Source organism: Ramlibacter sp. 2FC (assembly GCF_005503345.1).
Taxonomy (GTDB): Bacteria; Pseudomonadota; Gammaproteobacteria; order Burkholderiales; family Burkholderiaceae_C; genus SCMQ01.
On sequence record NZ_SCMM01000052.1, the window covers coordinates 1 to 14,641 of the forward strand.

16 protein-coding genes and 1 tRNA gene are annotated in these 14,641 nt (G+C 68.5%); 11 read left to right on the plus strand and 6 right to left on the minus strand.

From position 1 onward, the window contains the following. Positions 1 to 37: 37 nt before the first annotated feature. The 4 genes from FFS10_RS18630 to FFS10_RS18645 all read right to left on the minus strand — a co-directional run bounded on the left by FFS10_RS18630 (position 38) and on the right by FFS10_RS18645 (position 4,003). Complete coding sequence (locus tag FFS10_RS18630) at positions 38 to 853, minus strand: ABC transporter ATP-binding protein (protein WP_137895977.1); 816 nt, start codon at positions 851 to 853, stop codon at positions 38 to 40. Beyond that, positions 850 to 1,791 carry a nitrate ABC transporter permease gene (gene ntrB / locus FFS10_RS18635; protein ID WP_137895978.1) on the minus strand — a complete coding sequence of 314 codons (942 nt, stop codon included), beginning with the start codon at positions 1,789 to 1,791 and terminating at the stop codon, positions 850 to 852. The genes FFS10_RS18630 and ntrB overlap by 4 nt, the downstream gene beginning before the upstream one ends. Before the next feature lie 25 nt (positions 1,792 to 1,816). Further along, positions 1,817 to 3,061 carry a CmpA/NrtA family ABC transporter substrate-binding protein gene (locus FFS10_RS18640; RefSeq protein ID WP_137895979.1) on the minus strand — a complete coding sequence of 415 codons (1,245 nt, stop codon included), beginning with the start codon at positions 3,059 to 3,061 and terminating at the stop codon, positions 1,817 to 1,819. A 315-nt stretch (positions 3,062 to 3,376) separates the two neighbouring features. Further along, positions 3,377 to 4,003, minus strand: a complete 627-nt coding sequence (locus FFS10_RS18645) for an ANTAR domain-containing response regulator (RefSeq protein ID WP_137895980.1) — start codon at positions 4,001 to 4,003, stop codon at positions 3,377 to 3,379. A 62-nt stretch (positions 4,004 to 4,065) separates the two neighbouring features. On the opposite strand from FFS10_RS18645, the gene tsaD reads away from it, so the two are divergent. After that, positions 4,066 to 5,121 (plus strand): tRNA (adenosine(37)-N6)-threonylcarbamoyltransferase complex transferase subunit TsaD, encoded by a 1,056-nt coding sequence (gene tsaD, locus FFS10_RS18650; protein ID WP_137895981.1) that lies wholly within the window; start codon positions 4,066 to 4,068, stop codon positions 5,119 to 5,121. Here the strand turns inward: tsaD and FFS10_RS18655 are convergent. After that, positions 5,108 to 5,488, minus strand: coding sequence for an Hsp20/alpha crystallin family protein (locus tag FFS10_RS18655; RefSeq protein WP_137895982.1), 381 nt, complete (start codon positions 5,486 to 5,488; stop codon positions 5,108 to 5,110). The genes tsaD and FFS10_RS18655 overlap by 14 nt on opposite strands. Before the next feature lie 131 nt (positions 5,489 to 5,619). Between FFS10_RS18655 and FFS10_RS18660 the strand changes: the two genes are divergently transcribed. Next, positions 5,620 to 6,903 carry a branched-chain amino acid ABC transporter substrate-binding protein gene (locus tag FFS10_RS18660; protein WP_137895983.1) on the plus strand — a complete coding sequence of 428 codons (1,284 nt, stop codon included), beginning with the start codon at positions 5,620 to 5,622 and terminating at the stop codon, positions 6,901 to 6,903. Between the two features lie 12 nt (positions 6,904 to 6,915). On the opposite strand, the gene FFS10_RS18665 is transcribed toward FFS10_RS18660, so the two are convergent. After that, entirely contained in the window at positions 6,916 to 7,161 is a 246-nt protein-coding gene (locus tag FFS10_RS18665; protein WP_137895984.1) for a hypothetical protein, read from the minus strand. 88 nt (positions 7,162 to 7,249) lie between these two features. Between FFS10_RS18665 and FFS10_RS18670 the strand changes: the two genes are divergently transcribed. The 9 genes from FFS10_RS18670 to FFS10_RS18710 all read left to right on the plus strand — a co-directional run bounded on the left by FFS10_RS18670 (position 7,250) and on the right by FFS10_RS18710 (position 14,634). Continuing rightward, positions 7,250 to 8,491: a pyridoxal phosphate-dependent aminotransferase gene (locus FFS10_RS18670; protein ID WP_137895985.1), complete on the plus strand. Its 1,242-nt coding sequence runs from the start codon at positions 7,250 to 7,252 to the stop codon at positions 8,489 to 8,491. A gap of 104 nt (positions 8,492 to 8,595) precedes the next feature. After that, complete coding sequence (rpsO, locus tag FFS10_RS18675) at positions 8,596 to 8,862, plus strand: 30S ribosomal protein S15 (protein ID WP_137895986.1); 267 nt, start codon at positions 8,596 to 8,598, stop codon at positions 8,860 to 8,862. 216 nt (positions 8,863 to 9,078) lie between these two features. Next, entirely contained in the window at positions 9,079 to 11,217 is a 2,139-nt protein-coding gene (gene pnp, locus FFS10_RS18680) for a polyribonucleotide nucleotidyltransferase (RefSeq protein WP_137895987.1), read from the plus strand. A 49-nt stretch (positions 11,218 to 11,266) separates the two neighbouring features. Further along, positions 11,267 to 12,262, plus strand: a complete 996-nt coding sequence (locus FFS10_RS18685; protein ID WP_137895988.1) for an NAD(P)H-quinone oxidoreductase — start codon at positions 11,267 to 11,269, stop codon at positions 12,260 to 12,262. After that, the gene (gene tpiA / locus FFS10_RS18690) at positions 12,259 to 13,005 is read left to right on the plus strand and encodes a triose-phosphate isomerase (protein ID WP_137895989.1); all 747 of its coding nucleotides are present in this window, start codon (positions 12,259 to 12,261) and stop codon (positions 13,003 to 13,005) included. The genes FFS10_RS18685 and tpiA overlap by 4 nt, the downstream gene beginning before the upstream one ends. 37 nt (positions 13,006 to 13,042) lie before the next feature. After that, positions 13,043 to 13,441 (plus strand): preprotein translocase subunit SecG, encoded by a 399-nt coding sequence (gene secG, locus FFS10_RS18695; RefSeq protein WP_137895990.1) that lies wholly within the window; start codon positions 13,043 to 13,045, stop codon positions 13,439 to 13,441. Positions 13,442 to 13,560: 119 nt separating this feature from the next. Next, a tRNA-Leu gene (locus FFS10_RS18700) sits at positions 13,561 to 13,645 on the plus strand. 59 nt (positions 13,646 to 13,704) lie between these two features. Beyond that, complete coding sequence (locus tag FFS10_RS18705; RefSeq protein ID WP_137895991.1) at positions 13,705 to 14,064, plus strand: NADH-quinone oxidoreductase subunit A; 360 nt, start codon at positions 13,705 to 13,707, stop codon at positions 14,062 to 14,064. A 90-nt stretch (positions 14,065 to 14,154) separates the two neighbouring features. Further along, entirely contained in the window at positions 14,155 to 14,634 is a 480-nt protein-coding gene (locus FFS10_RS18710) for a NuoB/complex I 20 kDa subunit family protein (RefSeq protein ID WP_137895992.1), read from the plus strand. Positions 14,635 to 14,641 lie beyond the last annotated feature (7 nt).

Sequence of the window (14,641 nt, forward strand, 5' to 3'; positions counted from 1 at the left end):
CATGGGGCTTACCGGCGATCAGCGTGCGGTGCGGGCCTCAGGCGGCGAGCCGCTCCACATGGGCCTGGCGCGTGTAGAGGAAGTCGATCACCGCCTTGCGGTAGCGCTGGTAGTCGGCGTCCTCGGCCAGGGCCACGCGGTCGCGCGGGCGCGGCAGCTCGACCGCGAGCACCTCGCCGATGGTCGCGGCGGGGCCGTTGGTCATCATCACGATCTTGTCTGCCAGCAGCACGGCCTCGTCCACGTCGTGCGTCACCATGACCACGGTGCTGCGCGTCTTGGCGACGATGGCCATCAGCTCGTCCTGCAGCCGGGCGCGGGTCAGTGCGTCCAGCGCGCCGAAGGGCTCGTCCATCAGCAGCACCTTGGGTTCCATGGACAGGGCGCGCGCGATGCCCACGCGCTGCTTCATGCCGCCCGAGATCTCGCCGGGGCGCTTTTGCGCCGCGTGCGTGAGGCCGACCAGGGCCAGCGCGGCCTCGGTGCGGGCCTTGAGCTGGGCCTTGTTTTCCGTGGCGCCGAACACCCGCTCGACGGCCAGGTAGACGTTGTCGAAGCAGGTCAGCCAGGGCAGCAGCGAGTGGTTCTGGAACACCACGGCGCGCTCGGGGCCGGGGCCGGCGATCTCGCGGTTGGCGCACAGCAGCACGCCCTCCGTGGGCAGGGTCAGGCCGGCGATCAGGTTCAGCAGCGTGGACTTGCCGCAGCCCGAGTGGCCGATCAGCGCGACGAACTCGCCCTGGGCGATGCGCAGATCGATGTCGCGCAGCGCGGGGAAGGGGCCCTTCTTGGTGGGGAAGGTCTGGGCGACGCCCTGGATCTCGATGAACTTGGGGTTGGCGGCTGCATTCATGATTTCACCTCTTCGAAGGTAAAGGCGGTGGCGAGCTTGATCAGGGCGAACTCGAGCACCAGGCCGACGATGCCGATCACGAAGATCGCGATGATGATGTTCTTGACGTTGAGGTTGTTCCACTCGTCCCAGACCCAGAAGCCTATGCCCACGCCTCCGGTCAGCATCTCGGCGGCGACGATCACCAGCCAGGCCGTGCCCACGGCCAGGCGCACGCCGGTCAGCATGTAGGGCAGCACCGCGGGGAACAGGATCTTGGTGACGATCTTCCACTCGGACAGGTTGAGCACGCGCGCCACGTTCATGTAGTCGCTGGGCACGCGCTGCACGCCCACGGCGGTGTTGATGATCATGGGCCAGATCGAGCAGATGAAGATGGTCCAGATCGCGGCCGGGTTGGCGCCCTTGAACACCAGCAGGCCGATCGGCAGCCAGGCCAGCGGCGAGACCGGGCGCAGCAGGCTGATCAGCGGGTTGAACATGCGCGCGAGGAAGCCGAAGCGCCCGATCATGAAGCCTACCGGGATGCCGACCACGGCGGCCAGGCCGAAGCCCAGGGCCACGCGCTGCAGCGAGGACAGCACGTTCCAGCCCACGCCCTGGTCGTTCGGGCCCTTGCGGTAGAAGGGGTCGCTGAACACCTCGACCGCCTGCTGCCAGGTCTCGGCCGGGCCGGGGATGCTGGCGCCGGTGGTGACCGACACCAGGGCCCAGAGGCCGATCAGAAAGCCCAGGCCGAGCAGCGGCGGCAGCACCCTGAGCCAGAGGCCGCGCCAGTCGAAGCCGGGGCGCGCGGGCTGGGCCTGGTCCGGCTTCACGGGCTCGTTGGCGGCCGAGGCCGCGGGCGCGACCGGCTGAGGCGCGGCGGGCCGCGCCGCGGCGGCGGCCGGCGCGCTGCCCGGCATCGCGAGGGGGGAGTGGAAAACGGCACTGACCATGGGGTGCTCCTTGCTGAATGCGGCCTCAGGCCTTGATCTTGAAACCGTCGGCGTACTTCCTGGGATCCTTGCCGTCCCAGACCACGCCGTCGATCAGCTTGCTGGTGCGCATCGGGTCCTTGGGCACGCTGATCTTCATGGCGCTGGCGACGGACTTGTACAGGTCGACCTGGTTGATCTGCTTGGCCACGGCCAGGTAGTCGGGGTGGTCCTTGAGCAGGCCCCAGCGCTTGTGCTGGGTCAGGAACCACATGCCGTCGGACAGGTAGGGGAAGTTGACTGCGCCGTCGTTGAAGAACTTCATGTGGTTGGGGTCGTCCCAGGTCTTGCCCATGCCGTTCTGGTAGCGGCCCAGGATGCGCTGGTTGATCGCGTCGACGCCGGTGTTGATGTACGCCTTCTGGGCGACGGTCTCGGCCATCTTCATCTTGTTTTGCAGGCCGGCGTCGATCCACCTGCTGGCCTCGAGCACGGCCATCATCACGGCGCGCGTGGTGTTCGGATACTTCTTGACGAACTCGCCGGTGGTGCCCAGCACCTTCTCGGGATGGTCCTTCCATATGTCCTGGGTTGTGTTGGCCGTGATCCCGATGCCGTCCATGATGGCGCGGTGGTTCCAGGGCTCGCCCACGCAGAAGCCGTCCATGTTGCCCACGCGCATGTTGGCCACCATCTGCGGCGGCGGTACGGTGATCAGCTTGGCGCCAGCGACCGGGTTGATGCCCGCAGCGGCCAGCCAATAGTGCATCCACATCGCGTGCGTGCCGGTGGGAAAGGTGCCGGCGAAGGTGTATTCGCGCTTTTCCTTGGCCATCAGACTGGCCAGCGAAGGGCCGTCGACTGCGCCCTTGTCGGCCAGCGTCTTGGACAAGGTGATGGCCTGGCCGTTGTTGTTCAGAGCCATCAGCACCGCCATGTCCTTCTTTGGGCCTGCCGTGCCCAGGTGCACGCCGTAGACCAGGCCGTACAGCACATGGGCGAAGTCGAGCTCGCCGTTGACCAGCTTGTCGCGCACGCCGGCCCAGCTGGCCTCCTTGGTCGGGATGATCTTGACGCCGTACTTCTGATCAAAGCCCAGCACCGAGGCCATGACCACGCTGGCACAGTCGGTCAGCGGGATGAAGCCGATCTTGACCTCCTTCTTCTCGGGGGCGTCCGAGCCCTGGGCGTAGACGGCGGCGCGCAAGGCGGGGTTCAGGCCCACGGCGCCTACGGCGGCGGTCTGCAGCACGGTGCGGCGGCTCAGGCTGGTCTTGAGAAAGTCGGTCATGCATCACTCCAAAGGGCTAGGCAGAAAAAACAAAAAGGCGTCCTCACCGTGCGCGCGGTCTGCAGGCTGCAGGGCCGTGCGCGGGTGGGGACGCCTTTGTCCGGGGTGAGTGGCCTGGTCCGCCGTTGGACCGGGCTGCTCAAACGACCATCTTTGGTCTTGCAGGGTTTAAAGCAAGGGCCGTGCCAGCTTCTTTGGGCTCGTTTTGCCAGGGCCTGCGCAGCGCAGAATCACCTGCAGGCCAGGGATGCACGGGCTTGGGGGCTGGGGCCAGGGGCTGCGCACCTTCGTTGTGCGCTGCACCAGGGCGGGGGCTCAACCGAGCAGGTCGGCCACGTCCAGGATGCGCTGGGCCACCTCGGCCAGCTTGAGGTTCTTGTCCATGGCGGTCCTGCGCAGCTTGTCGTAGGCGGCCTGCTCGCTCAGGCCCTGGCGCTGCATCAGCAGGCCCTTGGCGCGGTCGATCAGCTTGCGGTCCTGCAGCTCGGTGCGGGCCTCGGCCAGCTCGGCGCGCAGCGCCTGCTCGTGCTGGAAGCGTGCCATCGCCACATCCAGGATGGGGCGTATGCGCTCGGGCGCCAGGCCGGCGACGACGTAGGCCGAGACGCCGGCCGCCACCGCGTCCTTGACATGGCGGGTGTCGCTGTCGTTGGTGAACATCACGATGGGGCGCCTGGCGTCGCGCGTGGCCATCACCACATGCTCCAGCGTGTCGCGCGCCTCGCTCTCGGCGTCCACGATCACCATGTCGGGCTGCAGCTGGGCGATGCGCTGCGGCAGAAAGGCGTCCGAGGGCAGGACGGCGATCAGGTTGTAGCCGTTCTCGAGCAGGGCGATGCGCAGCGAACGCGAGCGCTCGGCCTGCGCCAGCGCCGCCGCGTCGCTGGGGTCGGCGACGGCCAGCTCGGGAGCCACGACGATGATTCTGAGCGCCTCGTTCATGTGCAGGGAGATGCAAGAATCACGCCAGACCCATGGCCCTGCGGCGCTAAACTCGCCTCCCTATGTTGATTTTGGGCATCGAATCCTCCTGCGACGAAACCGGTGTGGCGCTGGTCGAGGCAGCCGGCGCCGGCGTGCCGGCGCTGCGCGCCCATGCGCTGCACAGCCAGATCCAGATGCACCAGGCCTACGGCGGCGTGGTGCCCGAGCTGGCCAGCCGCGACCATATCCGCCGCGTGCTGCCGCTGACCGAGCAGGTGCTGGCCGAGGCGGGCCGCGGCTTGCCGGATCTGGACGTGGTGGCCTACACGCGCGGTCCCGGCTTGGCCGGCGCGCTGCTGGTCGGCGCGGGCGTGGCCTGCGCCCTGGGAGCGGCGCTGGACAAGCCGGTGCTCGGCGTGCACCACCTCGAGGGCCATCTGCTCTCGCCCTTCCTGAGCGCCGACCCGCCCGAGTTCCCCTTCGTCGCGCTGCTGGTCTCGGGCGGCCACACGCAGCTGATGCGCGTGGACGGCGTGGGCCGCTACCAGCTGCTGGGCGAGACCATAGACGATGCGGCCGGCGAGGCCTTCGACAAGTCGGCCAAGCTGCTGGGCCTGGGCTACCCCGGCGGGCCTGCGCTGTCGCGGCTGGCCGAGCAGGGCGACCCGGCGGCGTTCAAGCTGCCGCGCCCGCTGCTGCACAGCGGCGACCTGGATTTCTCCTTTGCCGGGCTGAAGACCGCGGTGATGACACAGGCGCGCAAGCTCGGCGATGCGCTCGAGGCGCGCAAGGCCGACCTCGCGGCGTCCACCCAGGCCGCGATCGTCGATGTGCTCGTGAAGAAGTCGCTGGCCGCCCTTCAAGAGAGTGGGCTCAGGCGCCTGGTGGTGGCCGGCGGCGTGGGGGCCAATCGCGAGCTGCGCCAGCAGCTCGACGCGGCCTGCGCCCGGCGCGGCGTGCGCGTGCACTACCCCGAACTCTCGCTGTGCACCGACAACGGCGCGATGATCGCGATGGCCGCGGCCATGCGCCTGCAGGCGGGTGTCCAGCAGGCCCGCCGCGCCTATGCCTTCGACGTCCAGCCGCGCTGGCCGCTGGACGCGTTGGTGGCCGGAAGAAGCCTCAGTTCACCGTGAGCTGCGTGGCCTTGGCCATAGGCGGCTGCTTGGCCAGGGTCAGGGTCAGCACCCCGTTCTCGAGCTTGGCGCTGCTCGCGCCGGCGTCGATGTCCTGCGGCAGCTCGTAGGCGGCGCGCACCTGGCGCCGGGCCTCGGGCTTGCTCGCGATGCGCACCACGGCGCCCTCGATGCCTATGTTCAGCTCTTCCTTGGCCAGGCCGGGCAGGTCCAGCGACAGGGTCCAGGCCTTGTCGTCCTGCGCCAGGTCGAGCCCGCGCTGGGTGCTGTCCCTCCAGGCGTCGTTGACCAAGCGCTCGAAGCTGCGGTCGAAAGAACGGTAGGCGGGCGGGACGGTGCGGGTGCGAACGACGGGTCCGAAAAACATGTCAAAGCTCCTTGTCGATTCATGAGGCGGGCCGGGGCCGGCCAGCGCTTACACTGCGCGGCGCTCCACCATGAGCACCGCATGGCCCCATCTGTGCGCGCCACGCCGCTTTTTCAAGAGAAGCTTGTTGCATGAAAAATGATCGTCGCCGGGTCTTGAAATCGACCGCCCTGGCCCTGAGCTCGTTGTTCGCACCCCTGGCGCTGCGGGCCCAGGCGACGGCCCAGGCCCCCGTCAAGCTGGCCCTGATCGAGAGCCTGAGCGGGGCCTTCGCCAACACCGGCGAGGCCGTTTACCGCAACCTGCTGTGGGCGGTGGAGCGCGTGAACGCGCGCGGCGGCGTGCGCACGGCGGCGGGGCCGCGGCCGCTGGCGCTGCTGCGCTACGACAGCAAGGGCCAGAACGAGGAGGCGCTGTCGGCGCTGCGCTCGGCCCTCGACGACGGCGCGTCCTTCGTGCTGCAGGGCAACTCGTCTGCCACCGCGGCGGCCCTGCTGGACGCGATCAACAAGCACAACGAGCGCGCCCCCGGGCAGCGCGTGCTGTTCCTCAACTACGCGGCGGTGGACCCGGCCCTGACCAACGAGAAATGCAGCTTCTGGCATTTCCGCTTCGACGCCCATGCCGACATGCGCATGGCGGCGCTGATGCAGGTGATCAAGGACGACAAGGCCGTGTCCTCGGCCTACCTGATCGGCCAGGACTACAGCTTCGGCCAGGCCGTGCTACGCGAGGCCAGGCGGCAGCTGGCGGCCCAGCGCCCGGACATGCAGATCGTCGGCGACGAATTGCACCCGGTCGGCCGGATCAAGGATTTCCTGCCCTATGCTGCCAAGATCAAGGCCAGCGGCGCACAGGCCGTGATCACCGGCAACTGGGGCAACGACCTCACGCTGCTGGTCAAGGCCGCACGCGAGGTCGGGTTCGAAGGGCGCTTCTACACCTTCTACGGCAACGCGCTGGGCGCGCCGGCCGCGATCGGCGACGCCGGCATAGGCCGCGTGGTGGCGGTGGCCGAGTGGCTGCCCAACCTGCCCGGCGCGCAGAACGAGGCCTTCTACCAGGCCTTTCGCCAGCGCTTTCCCAGGCCAGCCGACGACTACCTGCACCTGCGCATGCAGCTCATGGTCGAGGCGCTGGCACAGGCCATGGCGCAGGCCGGGTCGAGCGAGGCCGTGGCGGTGGCCGAGCGGCTGGCGCGGGTGAGCGTGAGCCTGTACGGCCAGTCCGGGCAGATGCGAGCGGCCGACCACCAGTTCCAGCAGCCGCTGGTGGTCGGCGTGATGGAGCGCCAGGGCGCGCCGGGCGTCAAGTTCGACGTCGAGGGCTCGGGCTACGGCTTTCGCGTGGTGCGCCAGATAGCCGCGACCCAGGCCGAGCTGCCGACCAGCTGCCGCATGCTGCGCCCGGGCTAAGCGGCGCAGGCCTCAGCGCGCGAAACCTTCGCAGGCGCCTGCGTTGGGCCGGCCCCGGCATTCGCGGTACAGGCGGCGCTCGCGCTCGCTCACCGTCTCGCCCGAGCCGGTCTCGAAGCGGGGCTTGGCGACCTTGTGCTTGGCGGTGTGCTGCTTGACGCTGCGCCCTTGCGGCTCGGTAGCCTGGCTGCAGGGGCCTGCGAGCAGCAGGGCCAGGCCCAGCGCCAGGGCGGCGTGGGAAGGGGCGATTCGGGTCATGCGTCCTCCTGGGGTTTCCTGTTGTCGCGCCATCATAGCGAGGCGCGCTCCGCTACGATCGTCGTCCCTTTGTCTTCATTTCCTCGCCATGCGCCCAGCCATACTGCAGCTCGAAGCCTCCAAGATCCGTGAAGTCGCCAACGCCGGCCTGGGGCGCGAGGACGTGCTGGCCTTCTGGTTCGGCGAGAGCGACGAGGTCACGCCCGAGTTCATCCGCCAGGCCGCGATCGATTCGCTGCAGCGCGGCGAGACCTTCTATGCGCACAACCTGGGCCTGCCGGAGCTGCGCCAGGCCGTGGCCGATTACATGGGCGGGCTGCACGGGGCGGTCTCTCCGCAGCGCATCGCCATCACCTCGGGCGGCGTCAACGCGCTGATGCTGGCCATCCAGGCCCTGGTGGATCCGGGCGACGAGGTGGTCGCCGTGACCCCGGTCTGGCCCAACCTCACGGCCCAGCCCCTGATCCTGGGCGCCAAGCTGCGCTGTGTGCCGCTGCAGCCGCGCGGCGGCGAATGGGCGCTGGACCTGGACGCGCTGCTGGATGCCATCACCCCGGCCACCAAGCTGCTGATCGTCAATTCGCCGAACAACCCCACGGGCTGGACGCTCACGCGCGCCGAGCAGCAGGCCCTGCTGTCGCATTGCCGCCGAACCGGTACCTGGATCCTGGCCGACGAGGTCTACGAGCGGCTTTACTACGGCGACGACACGGCCAACGGCCTGCCGCCGGGCCGCCCCAAGGCAGGTGCCCCCCTTGGGGGGGAGGCGCAAGGCGCCTCGGGGGGCGTCATTTGCGCGCCCTCGTTCCTGGACAGTGCGGCCGCCGACGACCGCCTGGTCGTGGTGCACAGCTTCTCCAAGAGCTTTCTGATGACGGGCTGGCGCCTGGGCTGGCTGGTGATGCCGCCGGCCCTGACCGAGTCCATGGGCAAGCTGATCGAGTTCAACACCTCCTGCGCCAGCGTGTTCACCCAGCGCGCCGCCGTGGTGGCACTGCAGCGCCAGGCCGAGGTCACGCCCGGCGTGGTGGCGCGCCTGAAGGCCTGCCGCGACCTGCTGGTGCCGCTGCTGGCCGAGCTGCCGGGCGTGCAGCTGGCGCCGGCGCGCGGCGGCATGTACGCCTTCTTCCGGCTCGAGGGTTGGGACGACTCGCTGGCGCTGGCCAAGCGGCTGGTGGCCGAGGCCGGCCTGGGGCTGGCCCCCGGCAATGCCTTCGGGCCCGAGGCCCAGGGCTGGCTGCGCTGGTGCTTCGCCTCCAGGGACAGCCAGCGCCTGGTCCTGGGCGTGGCGCGGCTGCGGCGCTGGCTCGCGGCCCAGGGGCGCGGCTGAATACCGCTTCGGGTTATAATCCCCAGGCTTTGCATTTTGCAGGGCGCACGCTGCCAGCCCTTCCAGCCGGCAGCGCAAGTCAAAACATACTCAAGGAAACCGAAATGATTGCATCCTCCGTCAAGGCCGAGGTCGTCAAGGCCAATGCGCGCAGCGCCAGCGACACGGGCAGCCCCGAAGTCCAGGTCGCCCTGCTGACCGCCCGCATCAACGAGCTGACCCCCCACTTCAAGACGCATGCCAAGGACCACCATGGCCGCCGCGGCCTGCTGCGCATGGTCAGCCGCCGCCGCAAGCTGCTGGACTACCTCAAGTCCAAGGACGCCGACCGCTACGTCGCGTTGATTGCCAAGCTGGGCCTGCGTAAGTAAGAACCTGCACGCATGAAAAGCGCCTGCGTCAGCTTGCTGGCCCAGGCGCTTTGTTCTTTGTTTTTCTTCGTTTCTTCCGGAGTCTGCAGGGCAGAGCGAAGCTGTGTCATTCCACGAACGCGCCGCGTCGGCGCGCTGGTGGAATGGCATCGTGTTCTGCATTGCGCTCCAGCCCTTACAGGTCGGGCATGACCTGCTATACGAAAAGGAGTTGACATGTCCATCTTCAACAAAGTCACCAAGAGCTTCCAGTGGGGCGACAAGACCGTCGTCATGGAAACCGGCGAGATCGCGCGCCAGGCCTCCGGCGCCGTGCTGGTGAACATCGACGACACCGTGGTGCTGGCCACCGTGGTCGCCTCCAAGTCCGCCAAGCCGGGCCAGGACTTCTTCCCGCTGACCGTCGACTACATCGAGAAGACCTACGCCGCCGGCAAGATCCCCGGCAGCTTCTTCAAGCGCGAGGCCAAGCCCAGCGAGCTCGAGACCCTGACCAGCCGCCTGATCGACCGCCCGATCCGTCCGCTGTTCCCCGAGGGCTTCTTCAACGAAGTGCACGTGGTGATCCACACGCTGTCGCTGAACCCCGAGGTTGACGCCGACATCGCCGCCATGATCGCCACCAGCGCGGCCCTGGCCGTCTCCGGCATTCCGTTCAACGGCCCGATCGGTGCCGCGCGCGTGGGCTACATCAACGGCGAGTACGTGCTGAACCCGGGCCAGACCGCGCGCAAGAGCAGCCAGATGGACCTGGTCGTCGCCGGCACCGAAGCCGCCGTGCTGATGGTCGAGTCCGAGGCCCGGCAACTGCCCGAGGAGGTCATGCTGGGCGCCGTGGTGTTCGGCCACGAGCAGGGCAACATCGCCATCAACGCCATCCACGAGCTGGTGCGCGAGGCCGGCAAGCCGGTGTGGCAGTGGCAAGCCCCGGCCAAGGACGAGCCGCTGATCGCCAGGGTCACCGCCCTGGCCGAGGACAAGCTGCGCGCGGCCTACCAGATCCGCAACAAGCAGGCCCGCACCCACGCCTGCCGCGAAGCCTATGCCGTGGTCATGGCCGACCTCAAGGAAGCCGGTGTCGAGTTCGACAGCGTCAAGGTCGAGGGCATGCTGTTCGACGTCGAGGCCCGCATCGTGCGCGGCCAGATCCTGGCCGGCGAGCCGCGCATCGACGGACGCGACACCCGCACCGTCCGCCCCATCGAGATCCGCAACAGCGTGCTGCCCCGCACCCATGGCTCGGCGCTGTTCACGCGCGGCGAGACCCAGGCGCTGGTGGTGGCCACGCTGGGCACCGAACGCGACGCCCAGCGCATCGACGCGCTGGCCGGCGAGTTCGAGGACCGCTTCATGATGCACTACAACATGCCTCCCTTCGCCACCGGTGAAGTCGGCCGCATGGGCAGCACCAAGCGCCGCGAGATCGGCCACGGCCGCCTGGCCAAGCGTGCCCTGGTGGCCGTGCTGCCGAGCAAGGAGGAGTTCCCCTACACCATGCGCGTGGTGTCCGAGATCACCGAGTCCAACGGCTCCTCGTCCATGGCCTCGGTCTGTGGCGGCTGCCTGTCGCTGATGGACGCCGGCGTGCCGATGAAGGCCCATGTGGCCGGCATCGCCATGGGCCTGATCAAGGAAGCCAACCGCTTCGCCGTGCTGACCGACATCCTGGGCGACGAGGACCACCTGGGCGACATGGACTTCAAGGTGGCAGGCACGACCAACGGCATCACCGCGCTGCAGATGGACATCAAGATCCAGGGCATCACCAAGGAGATCATGCAGGTCGCCCTGGCCCAGGCCAAGGAGGCGCGCATGCACATCCTGGGCAAGATGCAGGAAGCCATGGGCGAGGCCAAGGCCGAGGTGTCGAACTTCGCGCCCAAGCTCTACACCATGAAGATCAACCCCGAGAAGATCCGCGACGTGATCGGCAAGGGCGGCTCCGTGATCCGCGCGCTGACCGAGGAAACCGGCACCCAGATCAACATCGACGAGGACGGCACCATCACCATCGCCTCGACCGACAGCGCCAAGGCCGACGAGGCCAAGCGCCGCATCGAGCAGATCACGGCCGAGGTCGAGATCGGCAAGGTCTACGAAGGCCCGGTCACCAAGATCCTGGACTTCGGCGCCCTGGTCAACCTGCTGCCCGGCAAGGACGGCCTGCTGCATATCAGCCAGATCGCCCACGAGCGCGTGGAGAGGGTCACGGACTACCTGAAGGAAGGCCAGATCGTCAAGGTCAAGGTGCTCGAGACCGACGACAAGGGCCGCGTCAAGCTGTCCATGAAGGCCCTGCTCGACCGTTCGGCCCAGGCGGCCGAGGCGGCACAGCAGCAGCAACAGCAGCCGTGACCCTGACCGCGTCCCGTGCCCGCGCGGCCGGGGCGCGCCTGGAGCAAGCATGAAAGTCATCGAAATCAGCCAGTACGGCGCCCCCGAGGTGCTGCGGCAGGCCGAGCGCCCGGATCCGGTTCCGGGGGCGGGCGAACTGCTGATCCGCGTGCGCGCCAGCGGCGTGAACCGGCCCGACGTGCTGCAGCGCACCGGCAACTACCCGGTGCCGCCCGGCGCCTCGGACATCCCGGGGCTGGAGGTGGCCGGCGAGGTCGTCGGCGGCGACGCCGCCGAGCTGGCCCAGGCCGGCTTCCAGCTCGGTGACCGCGTCTGCGCCCTGGTCGCGGGCGGCGGCTATGCCGAGCTCTGCGTGGCCCCGGTGGCCCAGTGCCTGCCGGTGCCAAAGGGCTTGAGCGACGTCGAGGCGGCCTCGCTGCCCGAGACCTTCTTCACGGTCTGGAGCAACGTGTTCGAGCGCGCCCGCCTGCAGGCCGGCGAGAGCCTGCTGATCCAGGGCGGCACCAGCGGCATAGGCGTGACGGCCATCCAGCTGGCCAAGGCGGCCGGCGCGACCGTGATCGTGACGGCCGGCAGCGACGACAAGTGCGCCGCCTGCCTGGCGCTGGGCGCGGACCACGCCATCAACTACCGCGCCGCCGATTTCGCGGCCGAGGCCAAGCGCCTGACCGATGGCAAGGGCGTCGACGTCATCCTCGACATGGTCGCCGGCGACTACGTGGCGCGCGAGGTCCAGGCCCTGGCCGAGGACGGCCGCCTGGTCATCATCGCGGTGCAGGGCGGCAGCAAGAGCGAGTTCAACGCCGGCCTGGTGCTGCGCCGGCGCCTGACCATCACCGGCTCCACGCTGCGCCCGCGGCCCGTGGCCTTCAAGGGCGCGATCGCCCGGGCCCTGAAGGCCAGCGCCTGGCCCTGGCTGGAGGCCGGGTGCGTCAAGCCGGTGATCCACAGCGTGTTCGAGGCCGCCGAGGCGGCCCGGGCCCATGCGCTGATGGAGAGCAACCAGCATGTGGGCAAGATCGTTTTGACATGGGATGCGGCATGAAGAGAAAGCTGATCGCCGGTAACTGGAAAATGAATGGCAGCCTGGCGGCCAACGAGGCCCTGGTCGGGGCCTTGCTGGCGGGTGCGGGCGAGCCGGGCTGCGAGGCCGCGCTCTGCGTGCCGGCCGCCTACCTGGCCCAGGTGCGCGGGCTGCTCGGCAACTCGACCGCCTTCGCGCTCGGCGCGCAGGATCTGTCGGCGCACGAGTCGGGCGCCTACACCGGGGAAATCTCGGCCGCCATGCTGAAGGACTTCGGCGTGCGCTATTGCCTCGTCGGCCATTCCGAGCGCCGCCAGTACCATGGCGAAACCGATGCCGTCGTGACCCTCAAGGCGCAGCGCGCGCTGGCGGCGGGCATCACGCCCATCGTCTGCGTGGGCGAGACCCTGGCCGAGCGCGAGGCGGGCCAGACCGAGGCGGTGGTCAGGCGCCAGCTGGCCGCGGTGATCCACACCAACGGCCATTGCATCAGCGAGATCGTCGTGGCCTACGAGCCGGTCTGGGCCATCGGCACCGGCAAGACCGCCACGCCCGAGCAGGCCCAACAGGTGCATGCCGTGCTGCGCGCCCAGCTGCAGGCCGCCAGCGCCCAGGCCGGGCGCATCCACATCCTCTACGGCGGCAGCATGAACGCGGCCAACGCGGCCGAGCTGCTGGCCCAGCCCGACATCGACGGCGGCCTGATCGGCGGCGCCTCGCTCAAGGCCCCGGATTTCCTGGCCATCATGGCCGCCGCCCGCTGATCGCGCGGCGAAAATGCTATAAATTTAGGAGTATCGAATGAATGTCGTCCTGACCATCATCCTGGCCGTGCAAATGCTCGCGGCGCTGGGCATGATAGGCCTGATCCTGATCCAGCACGGCAAGGGCGCCGACATGGGCGCGGCCTTCGGCAGCGGCAGCTCGGGCAGCCTGTTCGGCGCCTCCGGCAGTGCCAACTTCCTGTCGCGCACCACCGCGGTGCTCGCCGCGGTGTTCTTCGCTTGCACGCTGCTGCTGGCCTACTTCGGCAACGCGCGTCCGGCGTCCACCGGCAGCGTGCTCGAAGGTGCGGCGGTGAATGCGCCGGCCGCCAGCACGGAAGCCGCAGCCCAGATTCCGGGCAGCGCCCCGGCCGCGTCGGCGCCAGCGGCGCCGCTCGTCCCGGCCTCCGGCGCGGCGCAGATCCCCGCCAAGTGAGCGGGCGGAAAAATCCCTGTCCACGTTGGGAAAAGGGATTTTTCAGGGTAAACTACTAGCTGTTCCGGAAAGCCATAGCCTGTAACAGGCGCCTCATGCCATCCGGGCACTGCAAAACCGCCGTCGTGGTGAAATTGGTAGACACGCTATCTTGAGGGGGTAGTGGCGAAAGCTGTGCGAGTTCGAGTCTCGCCGACGGCACCAAACAGAAGTGAGCCGCCCGGGCCCCGCCTCGGGGTTCATGCGGTGATCAGAATCTCAAGATGAACCTCGATCAATACCTCCCCATCCTCTTGTTCATCTTGGTCGGTATTGCTGTGGGGGTGGTCCCGCAGGCCATCGGCTACTTTCTCGGCCCCAATCGTCCCGACGCCGAGAAGAACTCCCCCTACGAGTGCGGCTTCGAGGCCTTCGAGGACGCGCGCATGAAGTTCGACGTGCGCTACTACCTCGTTGCCATTCTCTTCATCCTGTTCGACCTGGAAATCGCCTTCCTGTTTCCCTGGGCCGTCGCGCTCAAGGAAGTGGGCTTGGCCGGCTTCGTGGCCGTGGCGATGTTCCTGGCCATCCTCGTCGTGGGCTTCGTCTACGAATGGAAAAAGGGCGCCCTGGACTGGGAATGAAGATGACCCCCACGCTTGCCACCACGTGTGCTGCGCTGCCCCCCGAGGGGGCGGCGGTCGCCACTGGTCATTAGCACAAGGAACGACACGATGATTGAAGGCGTGATGAAGGAAGGCTTCATCACCACCAGCTACGACTCGGTGGTGAATTGGGCCAAGACCGGATCGCTCTGGCCCATGACCTTCGGTCTGGCCTGCTGCGCGGTCGAGATGATGCACGCGGCCGCCGCGCGCTACGACCTCGGCCGCTTCGGCGCCGAGGTGTTCCGCGCCAGCCCGCGCCAGAGCGACCTGATGATCGTCGCCGGCACGCTGTGCAACAAGATGGCGCCGGCGCTGCGCAAGGTCTACGACCAGATGAGCGAGCCGCGCTGGGTGCTGTCCATGGGCTCCTGCGCCAACGGCGGCGGCTACTACCACTACAGCTACTCGGTAGTGCGTGGCTGCGACCGCATCGTGCCTGTCGATGTCTACGTGCCGGGCTGTCCGCCCACGGCCGAGGCCCTGCTGTACGGCATCATCCAGCTGCAGCAGAAGATTCGCCGCACCAACACCATCGCGCGCGCCTGAGGGGAAA

Bases quoted from the DNA above. Each gene is read 5' to 3' on its own strand.
- FFS10_RS18630 (WP_137895977.1), bottom strand. From the start codon at position 853: ATGAATGCAGCCGCCAACCCCAAGTTCATCGAGATCCAGGGCGTCGCC.
- ntrB (WP_137895978.1), bottom strand. From the start codon at position 1,791: ATGGTCAGTGCCGTTTTCCACTCCCCCCTCGCGATGCCGGGCAGCGCG.
- FFS10_RS18640 (WP_137895979.1), bottom strand. From the start codon at position 3,061: ATGACCGACTTTCTCAAGACCAGCCTGAGCCGCCGCACCGTGCTGCAG.
- FFS10_RS18645 (WP_137895980.1), bottom strand. From the start codon at position 4,003: ATGAACGAGGCGCTCAGAATCATCGTCGTGGCTCCCGAGCTGGCCGTC.
- tsaD (WP_137895981.1), top strand. From the start codon at position 4,066: ATGTTGATTTTGGGCATCGAATCCTCCTGCGACGAAACCGGTGTGGCG.
- FFS10_RS18655 (WP_137895982.1), bottom strand. From the start codon at position 5,488: ATGTTTTTCGGACCCGTCGTTCGCACCCGCACCGTCCCGCCCGCCTAC.
- FFS10_RS18660 (WP_137895983.1), top strand. From the start codon at position 5,620: ATGAAAAATGATCGTCGCCGGGTCTTGAAATCGACCGCCCTGGCCCTG.
- FFS10_RS18665 (WP_137895984.1), bottom strand. From the start codon at position 7,161: ATGACCCGAATCGCCCCTTCCCACGCCGCCCTGGCGCTGGGCCTGGCC.
- FFS10_RS18670 (WP_137895985.1), top strand. From the start codon at position 7,250: ATGCGCCCAGCCATACTGCAGCTCGAAGCCTCCAAGATCCGTGAAGTC.
- rpsO (WP_137895986.1), top strand. From the start codon at position 8,596: ATGATTGCATCCTCCGTCAAGGCCGAGGTCGTCAAGGCCAATGCGCGC.
- pnp (WP_137895987.1), top strand. From the start codon at position 9,079: ATGTCCATCTTCAACAAAGTCACCAAGAGCTTCCAGTGGGGCGACAAG.
- FFS10_RS18685 (WP_137895988.1), top strand. From the start codon at position 11,267: ATGAAAGTCATCGAAATCAGCCAGTACGGCGCCCCCGAGGTGCTGCGG.
- tpiA (WP_137895989.1), top strand. From the start codon at position 12,259: ATGAAGAGAAAGCTGATCGCCGGTAACTGGAAAATGAATGGCAGCCTG.
- secG (WP_137895990.1), top strand. From the start codon at position 13,043: ATGAATGTCGTCCTGACCATCATCCTGGCCGTGCAAATGCTCGCGGCG.
- FFS10_RS18705 (WP_137895991.1), top strand. From the start codon at position 13,705: ATGAACCTCGATCAATACCTCCCCATCCTCTTGTTCATCTTGGTCGGT.
- FFS10_RS18710 (WP_137895992.1), top strand. From the start codon at position 14,155: ATGATTGAAGGCGTGATGAAGGAAGGCTTCATCACCACCAGCTACGAC.